General features: G+C 42.7%; 21 protein-coding genes. 13 read left to right on the forward strand and 8 right to left on the reverse strand.

The features are described 5' to 3' along the window. Nucleotides 1-121 precede the first annotated feature (121 nt). Nucleotides 122-1594 (reverse strand): methyl-accepting chemotaxis protein, encoded by a 1473-nt coding sequence (locus tag NCCP2331_RS09955; RefSeq protein WP_251670378.1) that lies wholly within the window; start codon nucleotides 1592-1594, stop codon nucleotides 122-124. Nucleotides 1595-1856: 262 nt separating this feature from the next. On the opposite strand from NCCP2331_RS09955, the gene NCCP2331_RS09960 reads away from it, so the two are divergent. The 8 genes from NCCP2331_RS09960 (at nucleotide 1857) to NCCP2331_RS09995 (ending at nucleotide 10039) form a co-directional block, all read left to right on the forward strand. Then, entirely contained in the window at nucleotides 1857-1973 is a 117-nt protein-coding gene (locus NCCP2331_RS09960) for a YjcZ family sporulation protein (protein ID WP_251670379.1), read from the forward strand. 32 nt (nucleotides 1974-2005) lie between these two features. Further along, complete coding sequence (locus tag NCCP2331_RS09965; RefSeq protein WP_251670380.1) at nucleotides 2006-2143, forward strand: YjcZ family sporulation protein; 138 nt, start codon at nucleotides 2006-2008, stop codon at nucleotides 2141-2143. Between the two features lie 333 nt (nucleotides 2144-2476). Next, nucleotides 2477-2761 (forward strand): hypothetical protein, encoded by a 285-nt coding sequence (locus NCCP2331_RS09970; RefSeq protein WP_251670381.1) that lies wholly within the window; start codon nucleotides 2477-2479, stop codon nucleotides 2759-2761. 572 nt (nucleotides 2762-3333) lie between these two features. Then, entirely contained in the window at nucleotides 3334-5316 is a 1983-nt protein-coding gene (locus tag NCCP2331_RS09975; RefSeq protein WP_251670383.1) for a methyl-accepting chemotaxis protein, read from the forward strand. A 423-nt stretch (nucleotides 5317-5739) separates the two neighbouring features. Further along, nucleotides 5740-5961 (forward strand): DUF3311 domain-containing protein, encoded by a 222-nt coding sequence (locus NCCP2331_RS09980; RefSeq protein WP_251670386.1) that lies wholly within the window; start codon nucleotides 5740-5742, stop codon nucleotides 5959-5961. Between the two features lie 4 nt (nucleotides 5962-5965). Then, nucleotides 5966-7387, forward strand: coding sequence for a sodium:solute symporter family protein (locus tag NCCP2331_RS09985; protein WP_251670387.1), 1422 nt, complete (start codon nucleotides 5966-5968; stop codon nucleotides 7385-7387). A gap of 33 nt (nucleotides 7388-7420) precedes the next feature. After that, nucleotides 7421-8368 carry an AEC family transporter gene (locus NCCP2331_RS09990; protein ID WP_251670389.1) on the forward strand — a complete coding sequence of 316 codons (948 nt, stop codon included), beginning with the start codon at nucleotides 7421-7423 and terminating at the stop codon, nucleotides 8366-8368. A 12-nt stretch (nucleotides 8369-8380) separates the two neighbouring features. Then, entirely contained in the window at nucleotides 8381-10039 is a 1659-nt protein-coding gene (locus tag NCCP2331_RS09995) for an amidohydrolase (protein WP_251670391.1), read from the forward strand. A 41-nt stretch (nucleotides 10040-10080) separates the two neighbouring features. Here NCCP2331_RS09995 and NCCP2331_RS10000 read toward each other — a convergent pair whose 3' ends face one another. Beyond that, nucleotides 10081-10800, reverse strand: a complete 720-nt coding sequence (locus tag NCCP2331_RS10000) for a GntR family transcriptional regulator (RefSeq protein WP_251670393.1) — start codon at nucleotides 10798-10800, stop codon at nucleotides 10081-10083. A gap of 425 nt (nucleotides 10801-11225) precedes the next feature. On the opposite strand from NCCP2331_RS10000, the gene NCCP2331_RS10005 reads away from it, so the two are divergent. Then, nucleotides 11226-13202: a methyl-accepting chemotaxis protein gene (locus NCCP2331_RS10005; protein ID WP_251670396.1), complete on the forward strand. Its 1977-nt coding sequence runs from the start codon at nucleotides 11226-11228 to the stop codon at nucleotides 13200-13202. Between the two features lie 152 nt (nucleotides 13203-13354). On the opposite strand, the gene NCCP2331_RS10010 is transcribed toward NCCP2331_RS10005, so the two are convergent. Further along, on the reverse strand, nucleotides 13355-14059 hold the full coding sequence (locus tag NCCP2331_RS10010) for a gamma-glutamyl-gamma-aminobutyrate hydrolase family protein (RefSeq protein WP_251670398.1): 705 nt from the start codon (nucleotides 14057-14059) through the stop codon (nucleotides 13355-13357). Nucleotides 14060-14219: 160 nt separating this feature from the next. Between NCCP2331_RS10010 and NCCP2331_RS10015 the strand changes: the two genes are divergently transcribed. Together NCCP2331_RS10015 and NCCP2331_RS10020 are read left to right on the forward strand one after the other, a co-directional pair. Then, nucleotides 14220-14447, forward strand: coding sequence for a hypothetical protein (locus tag NCCP2331_RS10015; RefSeq protein ID WP_251670400.1), 228 nt, complete (start codon nucleotides 14220-14222; stop codon nucleotides 14445-14447). Nucleotides 14448-14741: 294 nt separating this feature from the next. Beyond that, entirely contained in the window at nucleotides 14742-15527 is a 786-nt protein-coding gene (locus NCCP2331_RS10020) for a helix-turn-helix domain-containing protein (RefSeq protein ID WP_251670402.1), read from the forward strand. Nucleotides 15528-15649: 122 nt separating this feature from the next. Here NCCP2331_RS10020 and NCCP2331_RS10025 read toward each other — a convergent pair whose 3' ends face one another. Next, nucleotides 15650-15811, reverse strand: coding sequence for a hypothetical protein (locus tag NCCP2331_RS10025; protein ID WP_251670404.1), 162 nt, complete (start codon nucleotides 15809-15811; stop codon nucleotides 15650-15652). 425 nt (nucleotides 15812-16236) lie between these two features. Next, on the reverse strand, nucleotides 16237-16725 hold the full coding sequence (locus NCCP2331_RS10030; RefSeq protein ID WP_251670406.1) for a MarR family transcriptional regulator: 489 nt from the start codon (nucleotides 16723-16725) through the stop codon (nucleotides 16237-16239). Between the two features lie 183 nt (nucleotides 16726-16908). Between NCCP2331_RS10030 and NCCP2331_RS10035 the strand changes: the two genes are divergently transcribed. Together NCCP2331_RS10035 and NCCP2331_RS10040 are read left to right on the forward strand one after the other, a co-directional pair. Then, nucleotides 16909-17562: a carboxymuconolactone decarboxylase family protein gene (locus NCCP2331_RS10035; protein ID WP_251670408.1), complete on the forward strand. Its 654-nt coding sequence runs from the start codon at nucleotides 16909-16911 to the stop codon at nucleotides 17560-17562. A 94-nt stretch (nucleotides 17563-17656) separates the two neighbouring features. Further along, nucleotides 17657-18817, forward strand: a complete 1161-nt coding sequence (locus NCCP2331_RS10040) for an MFS transporter (protein WP_251670410.1) — start codon at nucleotides 17657-17659, stop codon at nucleotides 18815-18817. Between the two features lie 71 nt (nucleotides 18818-18888). On the opposite strand, the gene NCCP2331_RS10045 is transcribed toward NCCP2331_RS10040, so the two are convergent. Genes NCCP2331_RS10045 through NCCP2331_RS10055 form a run of 3 tightly spaced genes read right to left on the reverse strand, consistent with a single transcriptional unit; the run spans nucleotide 18889 to nucleotide 22794 of the window. Next, nucleotides 18889-20079 (reverse strand): MalY/PatB family protein, encoded by a 1191-nt coding sequence (locus NCCP2331_RS10045; RefSeq protein ID WP_251670412.1) that lies wholly within the window; start codon nucleotides 20077-20079, stop codon nucleotides 18889-18891. 30 nt (nucleotides 20080-20109) lie between these two features. Next, the gene (locus NCCP2331_RS10050; protein WP_251670414.1) at nucleotides 20110-21324 is read right to left on the reverse strand and encodes an amidohydrolase; all 1215 of its coding nucleotides are present in this window, start codon (nucleotides 21322-21324) and stop codon (nucleotides 20110-20112) included. A gap of 33 nt (nucleotides 21325-21357) precedes the next feature. Further along, a complete protein-coding gene (locus tag NCCP2331_RS10055) occupies nucleotides 21358-22794 on the reverse strand; it encodes an AbgT family transporter (protein ID WP_251670416.1) in 1437 nt (478 codons plus the stop codon). Between the last annotated feature and the right edge of the window lie 240 nt (nucleotides 22795-23034).

Here is a 23034-nt window from a genome sequence, read left to right on the forward strand (position 1 = left end):
CAACCGCTTAGAACCGCATTTCCAGAGCTGGACACCTGAACTTGCTTCATGGGTATTCAAAACAAAAAGAAGTGGTTCCCGAAGGTTCCACTTCTTTGACTTTACTTTTATTTTATTGAGCTTACATTCGCAATTGCACTGCTTCTTCATGGGTTTCTGTAATGTACAGTGCAATCTGTTCTTGTTCATTCGTCAAATCTGTCAGCGTGGCGTTCATTTCTTCAATGGCTGCGGTGCTTTCCTGAATGACCGATGCGAATTCTACTGTGTGCTCAGAAACCGATTTACTGCTATCGGCGATATGGTCAAAGTCATCCATAAATGCATGAAGTGCATTCTGCAGCGTGATCATTGTTCCGAATAACTCGGAGAAAGAACGATTTGAATTGTCTGCTACTTTCACTTGCTCTGCTACTTGTTTCAGGCCGTCCGAAAGTTTGCCGACGGACAGTTCATTAAATGTGTTAACTTCAGATAAATTCAAATCAATTTTCTTTAACGTTTCATCTGTTAGACCTGCAAGTTTCCGGATTTCGTCTGCAACTACTGCAAAGCCCTTCCCTTTTTCACCCGCTCGTGCGGCTTCGATACTTGCGTTCAGTGCGAGTAAATTGGTCTGCTCGGTGATTTCTTTAATGTTGCTCGCGAATGTATTGGTTTCTTTGATTTTATTGGAAAGGATTGCGAACGTGTCGTCCAGTTCTTCAAAGAACTTGGAGAAGTTGTCGATCTGCCCCTTCAATTCATTAATTTGATGCGTTCCCTCTTCTGCCTTCAGTCCGGCTTCGTCTGCCTGACCGGCCAGATCCCCCATCTGTTTCGAAATCCGTGTGACTGAGCTGTGAGTTTCTTCTGTACTTTCCGCAATTTCCATAATATGATCTGCCTGATTCTGACTCGCACCGCTCACTTCATTGATGGCTACGAGCATTTCACGCTGCGAAGAGACAGATGTATCAGAACTTGCCTTCAATTGACTCAGATTGGCTGTGATTTTTTCTACAGCTCCATCCAGCTTCTGAGCAATCTGTTCTTCTTTACGCATCTTTTCCGCTGTCAATTCTGCATATTCCTCGACCTGTTTGAAATTTCGTGAATTTTGACGTACGACTAAAAATAATACGACACCTCCGAGGAAGTGAAGCAGCACAAGGTTCTTACCGCTTGCCGCCACCAACGCCGGCTCGACGAAGTAGGCATTGTTTAAAAGTAGTGCAATCATACTAAGTATATAGCCGAAAGCCATGATTGACGTCTTTCCGTGGATTCCCCCAAGAACCAGCAAAAGAATGATAATTCCGAGAGAGCCTAAATTCGCTTCTGAAAAATAAATCACTCCGGCGGCGATTGCAAAATTCATCAGCAATAAGAATATGGGCAATGCATTCGTGATGAATTTATGCTTTGTAATTAGGAAGTAAAAATACAGGATGAGTGCAATCCCAAAAGGAATAGCAACTGCTAAAATAATCTCCATCGAAGATCCTTGGATAAACTGAGCCAGCAGGCCGAGACCTGCTGCAATCCCAAAAGCCAGCCCCATGATTTTATTCTTCAGTATCCAATCATCTTTTTTTATTTGTTCAATATCCATTTATATCCCCCTCACTATATTGCCATAATTTCCAATCTAGTACATATAAGGTATCATGAATGAATCGTCATTCATATAGTTTATTTTACCTAACTTGAGTTTTATTAAATTCCTTTATTCATATTAAAGAGGCATAAGGCTGAATTGAAGGTCAATCTTTTAATTTTATTCAGAAGTATCTAGATTTCTTTTCTAAAGCCAAGGCAAATTGAAAATTCTTGCATAGGATAAGGGTAGTTCCACATTTGGAGGTGAAGTAACTATGGGTGAAGCAGTCGGCGGAGCAGGTTACAACGGAGGATTTGGTTTTGCAATGATTGTCGTGTTGTTTATCTTGTTAATCATTGTAGGAGCAGGATTTATGGGGTACGGATATTGATTCGGTCTTTTTAAATTGAAGGGGGTGGCAAAATGTTTGGATTTGGCGGATATGGATACGGTGGCGGCGGAGCTGGATGTGAAAGGCCAGGCAGCGGCGCAGGCAACGGTTTTGCCTTGATTGTCGTATTATTCATCCTGCTGATCATCGTAGGCGCAGCCTGCTTATAAAAAGCGTGAAGAAACCTGTCGAGCAATTCGACAGGTTTTTGTATTTGTATGACATTCATAGCTATTAAACCAATAATAGTTATCTCATATAATACAGGAAAGAATGGAATCCACTTGTAAATCCATCAAAGCAAAATTATTCAGACGGCCATGGTCTATTAAGGAAGCCTTATAAAAAGACACATCACATAACGTTCTCTCTCCACTTTCTCAACTCTCCCTATTTCCCCTCATTTCTCAATTCTTGTCTTATAAACTTTCCAATATAAATTTGCTTCGCGAATGAAGAATCACATGCTATAATAGTTGAAATACAGAGGAGGTGTAAAACAAATGAATGAAGAATTATTGAAGAAAATTTTATCAGAACTCGGTGGTATCAAACAAGACATTGTAGAAATGAAACAAGATATCCAGGGAATGAAGCAAGATATCGCAGGAATGAAACAAGATATTCAGAACCTTCAGGACGAGCAGTCACAAATTAAACAAGCTGTTTTGGAAACAAATGAATACGTCAAAGACCTGTCAGAAAAACAAACCAGCCAGCACGCAATCATCACAGTCCTCTCTTCACGTTCTATCGAGCATGAAGCACTTCTAAAGCACGTACATTAACTTCTTCTCTTTTTCGGCGAATCCCCATTTTGCAGTTTCCATATGAGCTAAAAAGCATTCCGCCGTAGTGGAATGCTTTTCGTAGCCTAATCCCAGTTATTTATCTTAACTAATTCTTTTGGTTTGATAGATTTTTTTATTTCCGCAGCAGTAAAACGTTCTTTTACACTACGACTTAAAAACCACTCAAAGAAACCAACCTATTGATTAGTAGTAAAACTCCTCAATAGTTAATCACCTAATAGCAGATTTCTTCTTTCTTTGTCTAAGACTGGATGCTTTCCTGCATATTGAGTATATAGATAAATTATATCGCCCCGCACTCTCTGCATAGAGAGACTACATATAAAAATCGTTTCTGAAGGTGTTGGCTCTTCTCTACTTACCCAAATTTTTTTAGGTGTCTATGCATAATATTTTCTTCAGAATTGTGTCTAAATTGTGTGGCACACAGGCACGCCATTTGTCTGAATTAAGCGGCACACAAGCACAAAAATTAGTCCTATTCTATCAAAAAAATATATGATATAGTTATATAGCAACGGAATTGACTAGAAAGGAATTGTTTTACATTGTTTCAATCTATACGCTCCAAACTGCTATTTACGGTCATGATTTTTTTCGTTATTGGCATTGCACTCATGACTTTTCTGACAACTAATCAAGTAAAGAAGCATTCCATTGCGGATGCGCTGAAATCCAGCGACGCCATCGTGAATGAAATCGGTTTTGGTGTCGAGCAATTTCTGAGCAAATATGAAAGCGGTCTCAATTTATTAGCGGACGATGAGGCGATTGCGCTTTTCAAGCAAAAGGAAGATGCTGCAAAAGGCGGCAAGGAGATGGAGGAGAAGTTCGATGAGTTCCTGACGTACTATACAGATACATCTGCGGCTTATTACTCATCCACCACCCGTGACTCCTTCATCATGCCCTATGCCGATCTAACCGGCTACGAACCTGAAACGCGTCCTTGGTTCAGTATGGCGGTGGAAAATCCAGAAAGCGTACAATGGATCGAACCTTATGAAGATGACCAGACAGGCGAGATTGTCATCTCCGTTTCAAAAGCAATTGTCGAAAACGGCAAAGTGACAGGTGTGGCAGGGCTCGATATTCAGCTGGGAACATTGACGGATGAAATCATTAATCGAGGTATCGGCTATAACGGCTTCCCGCTGCTGCTTGACGGGAAAGGCACAGCTATCTCTCATCCTACGAAAACCGGAGAAGACGTCAGCCAGCTTACATATGTAAAAGAAATGTACAAAAACGACGATGGCATCGTGGAGTATACAGACGAAAATGGCATCGCCAAGCGATTGGTCTATACCACACTTCCGGATGTCGGGTGGAAAGTAGGCGCCGTCTATGAAGAACGCCAATTGAGCAGTCTCGCGAACAAACTGCGCAATATGACACTTTTCATCGCGCTGATCACGCTGCTGGCCATATTCGCGGCATTGTATGTGGCGGTCAACCGCACGACGAAACCAATCAGTTACATCCAGTCGCATATGGAATCTGCCTCTTCAGGCGATCTGACCGGCCGTACCAATATGACCGCAACAGACGAAATCGGCAGACTCGGGAATGATTACGACCTGATGCTTGACCAGATGAGCGGCATTATCGATATCGTCCGCACATCAGCTGAAGATGTCCGTTCCAATTCGGAAAGTTTGAGCGCGACAGCACAGGAAACTAGCGCCGCCAGTTCAGAAGTAGCGCATGCGATCAATGAAATCGCAGAAGGTGCTTCGAAGTCAGCAGAAGATGCTGAAAATGTTACCGACCGGACAGATGCCTTAGGTCAGCAAATCAATGAAATTACCAATAATGCCGCAGCCATGCTGCAGATTGCCGAGCAAACAGGTGAGAAAAATGCGAGCGGCCAGGATCAAATGGCAGCCCTGAAGCATTCATTCGAAACAACCGGCCTGACACTGCGATCTACATCAGAGCAAACTCGGACATTAGGCGAAAAAGTGGAGGCAATCGGGCAGGTCATGGAAACCATCATGAATATCTCGAAGCAGACCAATTTGCTTGCACTTAACGCGAGCATCGAAGCAGCACGGGCCGGCGAACACGGCAAAGGTTTTGCAGTAGTGGCAGATGAAGTCCGCACACTTGCAGAACAAACTGCCCAATCCACCGAAAACGTCGGCAGCACCATTCGCGAACTGCAAGAAGAATCCGACATGGTCGCCAATCAATTACATGAAACGATCGAATCCTTCAAACAGCAGGGAGTCGTCGTCCAAGAAACCGAAACGACATTCGAAGAACTTTCCAGCCTGATGGCCGACATGCAGCAAAGCATTCATCTGGTCACGGAAGAAATTAAACAAATCAGCATCCACAAAGAAGAAGTGCTGTCCACCATCCAAACGATGACCGCCACTTCCCAAGAAACCGCAGCCGCCTGCGAAGAAGTGAGTGCCTCTTCTGAAGAGCAGCTCCGAGCAATTGGCGCGGTAACGGATGCAGCAGTGACATTGACGGATTTAAGTGAACGGCTGCAAGAGGCAATTGAACGGTTTAAGTCATAATAAGGAAAGACCCGCCAGCTTTAAATTGCTGGCGGGTCTTTTCTAGTATTGACGAGTATACGGCAAAAAAAATTGACTTCTGCCTGATTGTCCAGGACCAAGCAGAAGCAAGGAACTTGATCACTTTACTAACCTAATCTTCGTCTACTCACTTACGGCAGTCTTTTCGTCCTGCGCTTCTTTTTTTAGATTGCTTACACATTTACTGCAAAAAAAATCATTTCAAGCGACCTGCCACAAAATTAGGTATTTTTGCTTCACATGCAAAATTCACGCCAAAAACCCTCTCATTCTTCCTTAAAACTATTATTTTTTTATTTTCTAAATTTTCTATTGACGTTCTACTTCCCTCTCATTATACTTAATTTCAACTGGTACGGACATCATGATGACTGTACCGTATTTTGTAAAGGAGGGATAAAGATGACGCGACGAACAGCACTCAATGTCTTCATTGGGTTAGTCATTCCGTTTGTAGGTATAGTAAGCGGAATACTCGTATTCAGAAATTCCGAGCAGTTTGTTCTAGGTTTTCCGATTTTGTATTTTTGGATGTTTTTGTGGTTTATATTGACTTCAATTTGTATTTCGATGTCCTGGTTTTTCTTTGACAGTAAAGATCCTGAAATAGAGTGGGAGGAGTAACGTAATGGCCATTGTGATATTTAGTTTGATTCTTATTTTTTCGCTGTACTTAGCAGTTCGTTCTTCCAATAAATCAAAAAAAGATAATATGGAAGACTATTTGGTAGGCGGTCGCTCATTTAACGGCTTCATCCTATTCTTTTTAGCCATCGGAGAAGTGTACAGTATTGGAACGATTATCGGCTTCCCAGGCGGAATTTATGCAAAGGGAGTCGGATATGGGCTTTGGTTCCTCGGCTATATTTTATTGGCGTATCCGATCGGTTATTTCCTGGCACCACTCATCTGGCGAGCGGGGAAAAAATATAACGCCATGACAGCACCGGATTTATTCAAAAGTCATTTCGGCAGCCGCCCGCTTGAACTCATCGTGGCTTGTTCTTATTTAATCTTTTTAATTCCTTGGGGACAGTTGCAGTTTGAAGGGCTGAATGTAGCACTTAATGCACTGGGGTTTAATTTGCCTCCAGCAGTTGCGGTATTCATTGCCGGCATCATTGCTTACATTTATATTTCGGTTTCCGGTGTAAAGGCACCTGCAATTATTTCGATTCTGAAGGATATTTTACTGTTTGCCGCCATCTTAATAGTGGGGATTGCTGCATTTAAAAATATCGGCGGGGTGCATAACCTGTTTTCAGAGGCTAAAAGTCACGGCGCGTCATTATCGTTTGGAAACACAGGCGACTTAACATTTTCTGTCACCACAATCATTTTCCAGGCAGTCGCATTTTATTGTTTACCATTCATTGTAAACGTAGTCTTCACTAGTAAATCAGAGAATACCATTAGAAAAGCACAGCGCTTTATGCCACTCTATATGTTAATGTATCCATTCCTGATTGCATCTTCGTATTTCGCATTAGTCGGAATACCGGATTTAGAAAATCCCAACCATGCATTCATTGCTACAGCAATCAGCCTATTGCCATCCTGGGTGGTCGGTTTAGTAGCAGCAGGTGCTGCATTATCAGGGCTGCTGGTACTTGCCATCACTTCATTAGTTGTGGGCGGTATCTTCACTCGCAATCTCATGCCGAACATTCCCGAAAACAAGCAAAGAAGCCGTTCTCAAATCGTCGTGATTGTTTATTTACTAATCTCTATGGTCCTGACTGTCGGTTTCCCAAGCTTGATGCTTCATTTAATCAATACAGCTTACTTTGGATTTGGACAAATCCTGCCGGGTATTTTGGCAATTGTATTCGCAAAAGGGGCAACAGCCAAAGGGGTCGGGGCTGGTATTATTACCGGAACGGTCATCGCGCTGACTCTTCAATTTACCGGCGCTAGCATCTTTTCAATCAATAATGGCCTAGTCGCACTAATCTTCAACTTTGCAGTCACGATCATTGTTAGTTTACTGACAACGAATAAAGTAGGCCTTCTTACTCCACAGCCTGCATTGAAACCAACGAAGGATTAATCGACTGAATAAGGTTGTAGGAAGTGGTTTGTTATGGAACTAAGCGAAGTATTTCATTCCATCTCTATCATCGCAATCATGATTTTAATCGGCACAGCACTCGCCCGTGTTACACCGATTACTGAAGATACACGTCGTACCTATACGACTTTGATTGTGAATGTGGCGATGCCCTGTATTATTCTTTCCAGTATTTTTAAAGTTTCTATCGATGAGTCCATTCTGCGAAATATGGGGCTGGTCTTCCTCCTATCCATCGGAATTAATTTAATCGGGATCGGGATCGGCTGGTTTTTCGCTTCTGCCAGCACGGAAAACCGGAAACTCCGTCAAGAAATCGCACTTTTATCAGGGCTCGGGAATACCGGCTTTATCGGAATTCCTTTATGTGCTGCAATTCTCGGTCCTGAAGGTGCCCTGTACGCTGCTGTTTTTGATGCAGGGGTCGATCTGGTCATTTGGACAGTGGGCGTCATGATCTTAAATAACTCGTTTCGCTTTACGTGGGCAACGTGTAAGTCTTTGATAAACATCCCGCTAATTGCCATTATATTTGGTTTGCTCTTTGCCGTGATGAACTATCGTCCGCCAAGTGTGTTTATTGAATTAACCAATCAATTGGCTGCTTTGGCCTCCCCGCTGGCAATGTTTTATATCGGGCTGTTAATCATGTTCCGCAGCAATCATACAGTGAAAACGAGAAACAGTAATCTCATTGCGCCGGTTGTATCCAAATTAATTATTTTACCGCTTATCACATTATCGATTATTCGGACCTTTCCTATTCCATTAAACGACGTAACGAGTAAAGTCCTGCTCATGCAAGCCATGATGCCCACGCTGACATTGGCATCCATTCTTTTTACAAAGCATTCAAAAAATGATGTATTTGGAGCCTTGACGACCATAACGTCAACCATTCTGGCTCTCTTAACGATACCATTACTTATTTTGCTGTTCAGTAAATTCAATTATATGTAAGGAGCTGGTTTTTTGGTACGAGTAGATACACTATACACAAACGCCAATGTACTGACACTGGATAATAAAAATAAACGGGCTGACATAGTAGCTGCATATGATGGGAACATTATCGGAGTTTGGACCCATGAACAATACAAACAAATTAAAGAGGTTCTTGTCATTGCAGAAACCGTTGACCTGGAAGGTAAAACGATGATACCAGGCTTTATTGACACGCATAATCATTTGCTCATGTACGCGCTGAATAAAGGCCAGGTCAATTGTTCCTCTGAAAGAAATAAGAGCATCGACGATATTCTCGCAAACCTGCGGGCATTCGGCGAGAAAACAACTGATGACAGCTGGATCCTAGGTTACGGTTATGATGATACATTGCTTGCGGAAAACAGACATCCGACGCGTTATGACTTAGACCAAGTAAGTACCGACCGGCCGATTTTCATTAAGCATATTTCGAATCACTTAGCAGTCGCCAACAGCTGTGCCCTGCAGCTTGCACAAGTCGATGACTCCATTCAAGACCCTGCCGGCGGTCATTTCGGACGTGATGAAAATGGTCAGTTAACCGGCGTTTTATATGAACCGGCGGCTATGGATTTAGTATTTAAATATGCACCGACCCCATCCGATGAGGAAGTCGTCCAATTGATCGAACGCGCCGCACAAGATTATCTGGTACAAGGAATTACGACAAGCTCTGATGCAGGTATCGGTCTGGTACTCGGACCTAAAGAATATGAACTGCATATGAAAGCTTTGCAGGATGACGCGAATCCCCTGCGCATGCGCTTTATGGTAATGTATGACTTATTGTCTGAAGGCGGCCGCTTTGCACAGCACTCCGCTGAAGAACTAGACAGTCAAATTCAACAAGATTCCCATGGCAAGGCCAGACTTGACAGCGCCAAGCTTTTCCAAGACGGTTCGATTCAAGGACTGACCGGCGCTCTACGCAAGCCATATTACTGCGATGATTCTTTAGTAGGCGACTTGATCATGTCACAGGAAGAACTGAATCAATACGTGCAGGATTTTCACGACCGCGGATTTCGGGTAACGACTCACGGAAACGGTGACCGTGCCATTGGATCGATTATTGAAGCCTATCAACAGGCGATCGACAACTCTCCAAAGGCGGATCACCGTCATCGGATTGAGCATGTACAGACCGCGACTTCTGAGGACTTACAAGAAATGAAAAAATACGACATCGCCGCTTCCTTTTTCATCAACCATGTCTATTACTGGGGAGACCGACATAAGCGCATTTTCCTCGGACCCGAACGCGCGGAACGAATGAACGCTTTAAAAGAAGCATCTGAACTCGGTATGCTCTACACGCTGCACTCCGACTGTCCGATTACTCCCATCTCGCCATTATTTTCTATCTGGGCGGCGGTCAACCGGATTACCCGTGAAGGGAATGTACTGGGTGAAAATCAAAAAATAGACGTCATCGAAGCCTTAAAGTCGATGACAATCTACGGTGCTCAATTAAACTTTGATGAGAAAACAGCAGGCACTATTGAAGTCGGCAAAGCAGCTGATTTCGCCATCCTGGATAATGACCCAACTGCTGTGTCCCCTGTGGAACTCAACAACATTTCAGTGGAAATGACCATTATCAACGGAAAAACCGTCTATCAAAAAACGGCCGTCAAGCGATAAAAAAACGAAGACTCCCTGCAAAATAACGGGGAGTCTTCGTTTTATTTTCTAGACCGTTCTGATTTAAAATGAAACGCATACTTTTCAGGATGATAATCCGCTAGATAATACTCGACAATCTCTCCCATATCATCATACACCAACCGCTCCAAATGAAGCGTATGACTATCATCCGCTAGCTGCAGCAACACCGCATCTTCCCGCATAATACGCCGTGATGTAATCGTCTCGTCCGCACCAAATAATCGAATGTCCAGCTCATTCTCCAGCAGATCATAAAGCGTCCCTTGCTTAATATCCATCTCAGCCAGTGCCAATCCAATTGCCACCGGATAATACTGTGTCTCCACAGCCAAAGGAACTTCACTCGCAAAACGCACCCGCTTAATTAAATACGCCTGCTTCCAATCAATTAATTCACGCAAAGCTTCCGGGACTTCCACTACCCCGTGCGCCACCAACTGCGCACTCGGCTTTTCCCCCATTCTCTCAATCATTTCCGTCGTACTTATCAAATTCCCCTGCCAATAATGGGGAGGCTGCTCTGCAATAAACGTACCCTTTCCATGCTTCTTTTCCAGCAATCCGTCAATGACCAACTGCGAAATTGCCTCTCTTACTGTACTTCGGCTCACGTTGTACGTTTCCATCAATTCCCGCTCACTCGGAATCTTCTCTTTGAAAATCCCCTTCTTAATTTTCTTTTCAATACTATATCGAACCTGAATATGCAACGGAACCGGATCGTTCGGATCAATCATGCCACCGACCTCCTTAGTCTTGCAAAATAGCCCGCGATTCTCTGTCTTATGAGTTAATGATACCGAACATAGTTCGTTGTGTCTATTAAAGGGTATATTATTCCTTACCAAGACTCCGCCAATTCCCCTTACACATGTTCGCTTCACAGAATCATGTATTGGATACAGCTTTTACAAATGCTCTGTCCATCCTGTACGTAGTCTATATAACTTTATCTTAGCAGAGCACTGTATTATTTTCGTAAAATAATACCTCGAATACTCAGATGATATTGTATGCAAATCAGAATTGCGTCTGACATTTGAACAACTTAACAGCTTGCATATATGAAATATATGGTATTTACATAATAGTATTGAATCTCGTTCATTTTTTCCGAAATAAGACTGTAAACCAAATTTTCTTTTAGGAAAGGAACAAAACCATGCAAAAATCGTTAAAAACCAAAATTATCGGATCGGCCATCCTGCTATTTGCGTTCGGCATACTGCTCATGGTCTACATGGTAAACGATCAAGTGAAGAAGATTAACCAGCAGGAAGTTCAGGAATCCAGTGAAACACTGGCGGATCAGATGACCTATACAGTAGAAAATTTCATCGGACAATATACAAAAGGCCTTCAGGCGATCGGAGAATCCTATTCTGTCGAAAATTTCACAGGCGCCGATGATGAATTAGTTACAGAAAAGCAGTTGACCGATAAGCTGATGGACAATCTTGAAATTTTTTCGGATGCTTCGTCCATCTATTACACGCTTCCCAATAAAACGATGTACCCTGGCGGTAATGATGATAGCTACGATCCAACTGAAAGAGACTGGTACAAGCAGGCTGTTGAAAGTGCCGGCAACGTCGTCTGGTCTCCCCCCTACCCTGATTCGTCGACAGGAGCTTATATGATTACAGGCTCGCAGGCTATCGAGAGGAACGGTAAATTACAAGGAGTTCTTGCGATGGACATCGAGCTGACTGCCCTGACGAATATGTTGAACGAACTTGATATTCCACAAAAAGGAGCACCCGTTTTAGTCGACCAGAACGGTCTGGCTATTTCTCACCCGACACGCTCCGGTGAAAACCTCAGCGACTTGGAATATGTAAAGGAAATGCAGCAGAATGAATTTGGCTCCATTAACTACACGACTGAAAATGATGTCAAAAAACTCGTGGCCTATTCCACCATGACAGGTTTCAACTGGAAAATCGGTGTCATTTATGAACAGGAAAATCTTATGGGCATGGCAAAACATCTGCGCACGTCTATTTTGATCATTTCGGGGATATCGCTGCTCATCGTCGGCATCATCCTCTTCGTTCTGATCGGCAAGATGCTAAAACCTGTTGCCAAGCTGCGCACATTAATGGATGAAGTAGCATCAGGCGACCTCACCGTACAGTCTGATATTCGTTCACAGGATGAAATCGGCCAGCTAAGCGAAAACTTCAACGGCATGATTGCCAATATGCACGACATCATCACCGTCGTCAATGAATCCGCAGGCAATGTCCGAATGAATTCTGAAAACCTCAGCGCCGTTGCGGAAGAAACAACTGCATCCAGCACGGAAGTCGCCCGCGCGGTGAATGAAATTGCTGAAGGTGCCCAGCGTTCTGCAGAAGATGCAGAAACCGTTTCAGGAAACGCAGATGAACTGAGCCACCAAATTAACGGCATTACCGAGCGCGCCGTCACGATGAATGACATCGCTTTGCGCACCGGACAGATGAACGAAGAAGGGCAGATCAAAATGGCAAATCTCGCGCAGACCTTCCAATCGTCAGAAACCAACTTGCGATTCATGAACGAAGCCATCACCTCCCTCGGCGACAAGGTGAAAGAAATCGGCATAGTCATGGATACAATCACCAATGTTTCCGCCCAGACAAATTTATTGGCACTCAACGCCAGCATCGAGGCTGCCCGTGCAGGTGAACATGGCAAAGGCTTTGCCGTCGTTGCAAATGAAGTTCGAAAACTCGCCGAGCAGTCTGGACAAGCGACAGAAGATGTCCGGCACACAGTAGAAAGTTTGCAGAAAGAATCGGCTGCCGTCACAAAACAGATGGACGAAACGATCGCCACCTTCCGTGAGCAAGGACTGGTCGTCCAAGACACTGAAACGACATTTGGTGAATTGTCCGCTCTAATGGAAGACATGCGCCAGTCCATTCAGTCCATCACGGAAGAAATCGACCTTGTCGACAAACATAAAGACGACGTCACGAATACGATTCAGACAATGGCCGCCACCTCCCAACAAACCGCAGCTGCGTGCGAGGAAGTGAGCGCCTCAACAGAAGAACAGCAGCGCGCCATCCAATCCGTATCGGATGCCGCTGAAACTCTGACTGATTTAAGCGAAGAACTGAACCATGCGATTGCACGGTTTAAGGTATAAGAGATGAGAAAATGACTGCCGGGTGGCAGTCATTTTTCTTATATGGTTCTAGAATGGGCGCATGTTTGGTGTCGCTTTAGCATCATCGAGAAGAAAGCTTCTTAATTTCAAACACCTATTAATCTCTTCTAATTTGTTATTTCTATTTGCAGTCAGGACTTTTTCGACGCTTCAATAAACTGCTTGAATAATTGGAGCGACGTCGGATCCTTATAATTGACCAATGCTTCCGGATGCCACTGGACACCCATGACGAAACGATGCGCCTTACTTTCGACTGCCTCGATCACGCCGTCTTTAGCCACTGCCGTCACGACCAATGGCGAATTCACTTTATTGACCGCCTGCAGATGCAGGGAATTCACCTGAATCTCAGAAGCTCCGGCCATCTTCTCCAGCTTGCTGCCGCACACAATATCTATTGAATGCGTCGCGAAATCCCGGTCTGCCTGCTGTTTATGCTGCAGTATCTCTCCAGACAGCTGCGAATAAATATGCTGATATATAGTTCCGCCAAATGCCACATTCAGCACTTGATGCCCGCGGCAAATACCGAGCACCGGTTTATCCTGATCAGTCATATATCTCGCCAATGCCAGCTCCATAGTATCCCGCTCCGGCGATAATTCACCAAGTTGCTGATGCGGTTCTTCATCATAATTAAGCGGATTAACGTCTTCCCCACCTGTCAGCAGCAAACCGTCCAGCCGGTCACAAATCTGCTCAATATCCTCAAGTCCTGCAGGCAATACAACAGGCAGCCCGCCTGCTTCCAGGACGGCACGGCTGTAATTTGCCTGTACCCATGTTTCTCCGTTTTCGTCCAGGTCTGATGTAATTCCAATTAGCGGCTTCATTATGCAGCATTCTCCTTTTCTCTATTATTCACTCTCTTATTACCCTCAATTGCTTAGTTTAAGCTTTTCTGCACCATCAGAAATCGCTTCGTTAATTTATCAAGTCATGCTATAAACGATAGAATACGAAGTAGGTGCAAAATAAACAACAGAAGCATTATTGCAGAAACCTTTAACAGAAATCGACGATATCAAAAAAGACATTGCAGAAAGGAGACAGGATATCCAAAACCTTAAAGACGAGCAGACACAGATAAAGCAAACAGTGTTAGAAACAAATGAGCGCGTTAAAGACTTGGCTGAAAAACAGACTAGCCAGCATGCAATCATCACAGTCCTCTCTTCGCGTTCTATCGAGCATGAAGCAATTCGAAAGCACGTTCACTAATCCCGGCACAATCCCCAACTTGTAGTTTCCATAAAAGCGCTGAAAATCAATTAACAATAGATCTTTTTGGACAAAAATTATAATGAAACTTCTGGAAATTAGACTCGCATCTAAAACAAACGTATGTTTGCATAAATAATATAACACTTTAAAATTAAAGTCAATGTACTCTGAAAAGAATAATAATTTACCAGAAAAGCGCATGTGATTTTTCATTTTATTCGCGGTCATCCAATCACGGTGTATCCTTTTTGCCCCCTCCCTTCTATATAGAAAGAAAAAGGGGTTTTTCTCATGACACATTACCTGTCTAAGTTCGCAAAGTTTGAAAATAAAAATGAAATGGACGCGGCAGCACGAAAGCACGCTGATATCCACTGGAATACCATGAACAAAACAGACCGTGCTGTTCTGGAGATGATTCGCTGCTATTCAGTAAAATTTCTAGCTGCGCATTTAAAACATCAGACAATCGAAATGAAACTCGGCTTATCGAATTCCACGGTCAGACGCTCACTTCGCAAACTGGAAAATCTGCAGATTATCGAACGGATCCAATTCGTCAGACCTGTCATGAGCGGACTCGGAGCGAACATTTATCTCATTTTACCTGTTCATGACCAGTCGAAAATGAACAGGGGCGGGCAGGTGGCTGAGTCCGGCAGTGGCGCTGTTTCAGAGCCCATTTTGGAGAACGAACCTTCTTTCTATAAAGCTCAAAACATTCAAGACCCTATAAAGACGTCTCCCCCTGCAGGTGAAAAGTTATCCACAACGTTGTTTTCGAAGATGAAAGAATTGCTGACGCTCACCGGAGACAGTTCAAAGATAAGAGAATTTTTCGCAATCTACAGAGTACTGACAGGACGTATGCTGAAATTCGAAATCTATCAGGAATCGCAAGGGATTTTCGAGGACCTGGGACACCGTGCGATGTATATCAGTGTCATGGCGACGAAGAAAAAGGAGATCCATAATCTGCCGGGTTATTTTAAAGGAGTTCTACGTGAATTGATTGATGAGACGTTTTTTGGGAATATTTATCAGGAGTACAGCGTGCCCGTGGAGGCTTTGTTTTGATAGGGTTAGTTAGGATACTGTATTTGAATCGACGTTAAAAAAGACAGCCTGATAAAATTACCCATTAGACTGTCTGTCAATTTATATTTAATATACTACCTTTCGAGTTTTTAGCACATCTCTCAAAACCTTGCCAGCAGCGATTGCTCGGTTGTTAAATATTGTGCTTGATCGGCGGCATTTTCAAAATGGATCATTTCGCCAGATTCCGTAAGAATACGGATCAGCTGATCTTCAGCAAAATAATAGCGCAGCATCTGCTTCATCGCCGGATCGGCACACAAGACGAATGCCAGCCCCCCTCTATATAGATGGCAGACATGGTGTGACTGTCGAGATCCTTGACCACTTTCTAGATCGATTCCAGCTGATAAACCTTCGTTTCTCCATTGACCATGCCCTCAATTTTATTTCCGTTAATCGTATGTTCAATCGTCTGGGATGCCGCCGGATTACGTCGATAATGACTTGATTCGCTTCCTCCTCAGTCAGGCGGTCTTCCAGTCTGACAACCTTTTCCTTGCATGCTGCTTCTTCGAGTATAAATTTCGCCAGCTCTTCTACCTTTGCAAAGATCAGGAGCTTTTCAGGCGTGATAATGCAGTAGGATTTTCGCTATACGCAAGTGACAGATTGTCAAGAACAGATTTTGGCGTAGACTCAAAATTGGAACACGAAAAATATTAGTGAAGAAATTCTGCATATGGTCTTATTCTGATTTCCCCAAGAAATCTTTACCGCTCAATGCGCGTTCAACGCCTCGATTAAATACCTTGGCAAAGTTAAGAATCGTATGAAAGTCTTCTGCTGTGTAATCTTTTAAGTTTTTAAGGTGTTTATTGTACTCCACTTCATCCAGTTTTTTGTGGTAGTCATAAATAATCTCGCCCTTAGGTGTAAGTTCAATAATTAGCTCACGGTAATTATTAGGGTTCCGATATTTCATTGCCAAATCTTTTTTTACGATTTTCTCTACCATTTGGGAAACTGCACTTTTCGTTCGATTTGTCATTTCTGCAATTTCAGTTGTCGTAATTTTTTTGTGATCACCGATTACATTTAATGTATGAACTTCGACCATATATAACTCATCTTCGGTCCCATAAGTCCTTGGTATACTCTCATAGGTGCTGATTAATCTTGACGTTTCATAAAGTGTGTCCATTAATTCATTAAATACCTTTTCTCTTTTCACCATTTCATCCCTCTTTGAAATAATACGTAAAATATTACTTTATAAGACATAGCATACCATAGTCAGAAGACTTATGATTTAATCTTTTCATATCATTGACGCAGAACAGTTAAGGTGCTAAACTGATATAGGTTAAGATATTTAATAATTCCAAACCTTTGTAACCAATATTAGGAGGCGAAGTATATGACAGAAGGAAGTTTGTATAAAAAGAGCAATATGAAGCGACTGCCTGAATTGGCCAAGTTGTCGCCTAAAGCTTTCAAAGCATTTGTGGAATTTGATCAAGAGGCCTTGTCAGCTGGATTAATTACAAAGAAAACAAAGGAACTGATGGCAATTGCCATTGCGCATGTAACTGGATGTCCATACTGCATTGATGCGCACGTAACGGCTGCAAAAAAAGAAAGCGCTTCAAAAGAAGAATTAGCAGAAGTTATCATGGTTGCTACAGCGTTGAAAGCCGGATCGGCAATGGCGCATGGCTTGAACGCTTTGCAAGCCTTTGATGAAAATGGAAATGAAAACCTCTACCAAGTTTCTCATATGAGCCGTTTCCCTGAGTTCATGAAATTGAGTCCAGATGCTTTTAAAGCTTTCCAGGTTTTTGATAAGGAGGCCATGAAAGAAGGATTGATCAGCCGGAAAGACAAAGAATTAATTGCTGTCGCGATAGCCCATGTGACTGGCTGTCCTTATTGTATTGAAGCACATGTTAAACAGGCCAAAAGACTGGATTGTTCAAAAGAGGAGATTGCCGAAGCCATTATGGTAGCTACAGCCTTAAAAGCCGGCGCTGCCCTCTCACATGGTGTCAATGCCTTGAACAGTTATGACTAATTAACTATCAACGTCCGGTGCGCTTTGTGCCGGACGATTAGCAACTACATATTCTTAATACCATTTCTCACAAAAAGAGAAAGGGGGAACATTGGTGAACCAGCGTTTCGCGCACTTTGCCCTCTTGAATGCTACCGTAGCCATATCTGGACTTTCGCAGGGTATGTTGCTGCCTTTAATCGCTATCATTTTTGAAAGGGATGGTGTGCCCTCCTCAATCAATGGGATTCATGCTGCTGGTATTTACATTGGAATGTTGGCAGCCACTCCTTTTTTGGAAGCACCATTGCGTAAAATAGGATTTAAGCCATTCATACTGATAGGAGGCATGACAGTCATTGTGACTCTCCTGTTATTTACAGTCTGGAAGTCCGTTTGGTTCTGGTTTATTTTACGTTTATTGATTGGGATAGGGAATAATATCTTACACTTCGGAACACAGACATGGATTACCTTTTTGTCTTCAGATCGTAATAGAGGAAGGAATCTGTCTTTGTATGGATTATGTTTCGGTCTCGGTTATGGGTTCGGTCCATTAACAACTCACTTCCTGTCCGTCTCTGAACAACTCCCATTTTTCTTAGCAGCTGTCCTGAGCTTTTTCGTATGGCTTTCCCTATTTTATTTGAAAAATGAATTCCCTGAATCCACGCCAGAAGCGGCCTCTCCTTCTTTACGTCATACATGGAGTCAATTCCGCAATGTTTGGCGTTACGCTTGGATTGCACTCCTCTTTCCGTTTGCCTATGGATTCCTAGAAGCATCTGTCAGCAATAATTTCCCTATATATGCACTTCGTATTGGATTGAATGTCAGCACCGTTTCCACATTACTGCCTCTGTTCGCGATCGGCGGCATCATCTTTCAATTACCGCTTGGTATGCTAAGCGATAAGTTTGGCAGGAGAAAGATCCTGTTACTCATTACACCCGCGGCGGCCGCTGTCTTTGTTTTCGCAGGTATTTTTCAAGATTTTGTTCTTGCCATCACTATCTGTTTTTTTGTAGCCGGTATGCTTGTAGGCAGTATTTTCTCTTTAGGACTCACATATATGGTAGATCTAGTACCGAAATATTTACTGCCTGCCGGGAATTTAATGGCTGGGATTCTCTTCAGTTTCGGCAGCATGACAGGACCATTTATCGGCGGTTTAACCATTCAGTTTTCTGAGCATTTCAGTTTCTTTTACACAATCAGTATCATGCTATGTTTTATTACGCTGACTCTTATGTATAATAAACCTAAGTCTATATAGATCAATTTGAAAAGACAGCATACGACCCTTTATCGGAAAGTATGCTGTCTTGTTGTTTAAGGCAATCTTATTTATATGTCATATCGCTTCTTTAATGAATTGCCCAGTCTTTCTAAAGCTTGCTGTAACGCCACAGTCGGCAATGCCAGATTAACCCGCTCAAATCCTCTTCCTTCCTCACCAAAAACATAGCCTTCGTCTGTGAAGAAATATGCTTCGTTATGCAGAAATTCTTCTAGTTCCTCATGTGAGATATTTAATGCTCGAAAGTCTATCCATTGTAGGTAGGTTCCTTCGATTAAGGGTGCTTTAATAGATGGAAAATGATTTTTAAAGTAGTCATGAACTACATGCTGATTGGTGTTGATAACTTCCAATAATTCTTCCAGCCATCCCTCCGACTCTGTATAAGCAAGCTCACATGCCTTATAGCCGAGAATGCCGACCATATCAGCCCTAATTATTTCTAGTTCCCGCTTGTATGTTTCCCGTAAATCCTGGTCTGAAATGATGACATTTGAAGTCATCATTCCGGCTAGGTTAAAGGTCTTAGACGGAGCAGTGCAAGTAATCAGATTTGCCTGCACTTGATCACTAACTGTTGCCAGCACAGTATGTTTATACCCAGGCATAGTAAAGTCATACCAAATCTCATCAGAAATAATGAGCAGGTCATGCTTCACCGCTATAGCAGCAACTTTCTCTAGTTCATCCAGAGTCCAGACACGGCCGACCGGATTATGCGGACTGCAAAATAACAGGATTTTATTATCAGGTTGGGCAGCTGCCTTTTCAAAGTCTTCAAAATCTATCGTATAGTTTCCTTCATTGTATAAAAGAGGGACATTCACTGCTGTTCGTTCATTATCGTCTATGGCAGCTCCAAATGGATAATAGACAGGACGGAAGATAATAACCCCATCATTTTTTTTAGAAAACGCACGGATTGCGGTATAAAATGCAGATACAATTCCTTGCGTATTGACAATCCATTCCTTCTCAATCTTCCATTCATGGCGTTTTCTCTGCCAGTCAACGACTGCCTGTAAATATCCCGCAGTCGGCCCTGTATAGCCGAGGACAGCATCATCTAAAAAGGTTTTCAGCCCGTTGATAACTTCAGGTGGATTCTTGAATTCCATATCTGCCACAGATAAAGGAATCACATCGTCCGTAACATCAGGATTCCATCCATACATTTGCTCCCACTTCAAAGCACCTGTATTTTTTCTGTTGACTGTAGTTGTGAAATCATAAGCCATCTCATACACTTCCTTCTCTACTCATATTCATCATTCTGTTCTACCAGCTAAAAAGTCTGCCGCAAACTTTGTTGTCGCAAGCACACCGTAGATCAGCGCCTCTTCATCTACATCGAAACGGTCATTATGATGTTCTGCGCCACTGCCAAATTCCTCATTACGGATGCCGATGAAGGCGAACAGAGTAGGTGATATCTTTGCGTATTGATTGAACGACTCTGATGCAAACCATTTCACATCTTTAACAAGTGACTGAGGCAGCATTTCTCCTATCCCTCTCTCTGCAATCTCCGCCAGTTTTCCATCATTAATAACCGGCTGTGCGGCTACACGGAAATCTTCACTGAATGTCACTGTGCAATTATGAGCCTGGGCAGTCAAGTCCGTTACTTTCCTCACAATCTCCAGTGCTCGTTTCCCTTCTTCCATGTCGTAAAATCGAAGGGTTCCTCCTATTCGGACAGTGTCGGGAATCACGTTGTTTGCACTGCCTCCATGTATTTGAGTCAAGCCAAGGGTAACTGTTTTTGTCACATTAATTTGATTGGCCCATGCGTTTGATAAACCCGTTAAAATATGGGCAGCCGCAAATAGAGGATTAATCGAGAGGTCTGGACGGGAACCATGTCCACCCGTGCCGTGCACTGTGAAATCCACTAATACTGCCCCAGCCATCTTTGGCCCTGCATCCAGACAAATCTGGCTACTGTCCAGGAATGCCGCTAGATGGTTACCGTATATTGCGTCAATATCCTTATCTTCCAAGTGTCTAATCATTGCTGCAATCCCGCTTCCGATTTCTTCTCCTTCCTCGAAAATAAAGTAGATTTTTCCACTCAGTTGTTCCAGCATATCATTTAAAATCCTCATAACAGTTAACACAATAGCCATATGACCATCATGGCCGCAAGCATGCATCACGCCGGGTTGCTTGGATAGATACTTTCTTTCATCTTTTAAATTCATTGGGTTTTCGTTGATTGGGAGGGCATCGATATCGGTTCTGATTCCAAGCGTCTTCCCTTTTCTTCCAGTATCGAGCAGTGCAGTAAATCCTGTACTCCCCGGGATTTCTTCAATGGTCAGACCATATTTCTTAATCTCTTGTTTTAGAAATTTGGCAGTCTTCTTTTCCTCACTGCTTAGTTCTGGATTTTCGTGCAAGTATTTACGAATTTCTATTGTTTCGCGTTCATACTTTTTTGCTTTCTGTTGTATGAAATCATTTACTTGTTGAATCATCATCTCAATTCCTCCCTTTTTTCATCAGATTCGTTATTAAACCGAGCCGCCAGTCCAGCCAATAGATGTCAATATAATTAAAATAACGAAACTGACAAGCATAAATAATATAACTGCCGGCAACACCCAGCGTACCCATTTGACAAACGAAACACCTGCTACAACACACGAGCCGATCGTCCAGCCAAGGACAGGTGACACCATGTTTGTAAATCCATCACCAAACTGGAAAGCTTGGATAGCAACTTGCTTTGTTAAACCAAGGGTTTCTGCAATTGGCTGAATAATTGGAATCAGAATTGCTGCTTTACTCGTTGCAGAAGGCACCAGCGGATTCAACAAAGAGACAATTAAAGAAATACCAACAGTAGCAAAACTTTTATCTATCCCCATCAATGGCTGTGTCAGAGTATAAACAATAGTATCCAATATATTTCCTTCTGTGAGGATCAGCGACATAACGCGTGCCATACCTATGATGAAAGCTATGAATGCCATCGAAGCAAGACCTTTCGCAAATCCTTCTCCCAAATTATCAAATGACATTCTGGTGAATAGACCAATCACAAGTGCAGTTAAAATATTAATTACGATAATAAAGTTATATAGAAAGTCTGGATTTCCGTCAAAAGCAGAGTAAGAAATGATGACTAAGTATTGAATGATAAATGATGCCAGTGCCAATACACTTGTCAGCTTTAATTTTTCCTCTTTAATTTCTTCAACCAATGAACCCGTATCAAGTAACTGAGATCTCCAGCCTTCACGGTACATTAACGAGGCACTCTCATCACGCTGGATTTTCTTAATATAGCGCATTAAATACAGTAGTCCGAGTACCATGAACACATTCATTAAAATGAAGCGCAGACCGAAACCTGAATAGGGTTGAACCCCAATCATGATCTGAGGAATAAAGACCCCTTGTGGCCCCGTACCGAACCCTAATAATGCAGGAAAAGTGGTAATACCGATAGCGACCAACGGATCTAAACGAAGTTTCTTTGCAAAAATTACTCCGATTGGCACTAAAGCAATCAGCGCGTCACTTCCGGCGAATCCCCCGATATAGACAATCAGGATAAACATTGCAGCTACAAGTATTCCCGGCCCTTTATCTTTCAGTTTATAAATAGCCCAGTTTAGAATATTATCAATTGCTCCAGATGCCAGTAAAACACTAATCGTTGCTCCTGACACGAGCACTAGGAAAATGACAGTGCTTGACTGGGTTAGACCATCCATAAACAGCATCATCATCTTCCAAGGACTAACCGGAGTCTGCTGACCGATAAAACTGAATTGATTTCCCAGCACTTTCCCATCCGCGTCTTTCGCAAAGTTTCCTGCAGGGATAAGATAAGTGGCAAGACTCGCTAACAGCAATAGGCCAAACATTATCCAAAGCAAGTGTGGCATTTTAATTTTTCTCTTTGGTTTTTCGTTTTTTGTTTCAGGTTGATTTTGGGTCATAATATTACCCTCCCTTATTCGAATGATATACTGTAAGAAATCAGTAATTTTGTTTCTTTACATATTTGATAATTAAGGCTTTGTAATATTACCCAAAAAATAATCACGATTAAGCACCTAAACCATTTCAGTCAGATATTTAAAATCACTTCATTTATTAAAACAGTCGCACCTCAATTCGCTCTCACTTAAGCACCTAAACTATCACGTAAAAAAATATCAACCAAATTAATCATAACT

This window comes from Sporosarcina sp. NCCP-2331 (assembly GCF_023707945.1).
Lineage (GTDB): Bacteria > Bacillota > Bacilli > Bacillales_A > Planococcaceae > Sporosarcina > Sporosarcina cascadiensis.

Excerpts from the sequence above, each read along its gene's own strand:
- NCCP2331_RS10030 (WP_251670406.1), bottom strand. The coding sequence starts at position 16,725 with ATGGTGAAAAGAGAAAAGGTATTTAATGAATTAATGGACACACTTTAT.
- NCCP2331_RS10005 (WP_251670396.1), top strand. The coding sequence starts at position 11,226 with ATGCAAAAATCGTTAAAAACCAAAATTATCGGATCGGCCATCCTGCTA.
- NCCP2331_RS10045 (WP_251670412.1), bottom strand. The coding sequence starts at position 20,079 with ATGGCTTATGATTTCACAACTACAGTCAACAGAAAAAATACAGGTGCT.
- NCCP2331_RS10010 (WP_251670398.1), bottom strand. The coding sequence starts at position 14,059 with ATGAAGCCGCTAATTGGAATTACATCAGACCTGGACGAAAACGGAGAA.
- NCCP2331_RS09970 (WP_251670381.1), top strand. The coding sequence starts at position 2,477 with ATGAATGAAGAATTATTGAAGAAAATTTTATCAGAACTCGGTGGTATC.
- NCCP2331_RS10035 (WP_251670408.1), top strand. The coding sequence starts at position 16,909 with ATGACAGAAGGAAGTTTGTATAAAAAGAGCAATATGAAGCGACTGCCT.
- NCCP2331_RS10055 (WP_251670416.1), bottom strand. The coding sequence starts at position 22,794 with ATGACCCAAAATCAACCTGAAACAAAAAACGAAAAACCAAAGAGAAAA.
- NCCP2331_RS09965 (WP_251670380.1), top strand. The coding sequence starts at position 2,006 with ATGTTTGGATTTGGCGGATATGGATACGGTGGCGGCGGAGCTGGATGT.
- NCCP2331_RS09980 (WP_251670386.1), top strand. The coding sequence starts at position 5,740 with ATGACGCGACGAACAGCACTCAATGTCTTCATTGGGTTAGTCATTCCG.
- NCCP2331_RS09985 (WP_251670387.1), top strand. The coding sequence starts at position 5,966 with ATGGCCATTGTGATATTTAGTTTGATTCTTATTTTTTCGCTGTACTTA.
- NCCP2331_RS09990 (WP_251670389.1), top strand. The coding sequence starts at position 7,421 with ATGGAACTAAGCGAAGTATTTCATTCCATCTCTATCATCGCAATCATG.
- NCCP2331_RS09960 (WP_251670379.1), top strand. The coding sequence starts at position 1,857 with ATGGGTGAAGCAGTCGGCGGAGCAGGTTACAACGGAGGATTTGGTTTT.
- NCCP2331_RS10000 (WP_251670393.1), bottom strand. The coding sequence starts at position 10,800 with ATGATTGATCCGAACGATCCGGTTCCGTTGCATATTCAGGTTCGATAT.
- NCCP2331_RS09955 (WP_251670378.1), bottom strand. The coding sequence starts at position 1,594 with ATGGATATTGAACAAATAAAAAAAGATGATTGGATACTGAAGAATAAA.
- NCCP2331_RS10050 (WP_251670414.1), bottom strand. The coding sequence starts at position 21,324 with ATGATGATTCAACAAGTAAATGATTTCATACAACAGAAAGCAAAAAAG.
- NCCP2331_RS10020 (WP_251670402.1), top strand. The coding sequence starts at position 14,742 with ATGACACATTACCTGTCTAAGTTCGCAAAGTTTGAAAATAAAAATGAA.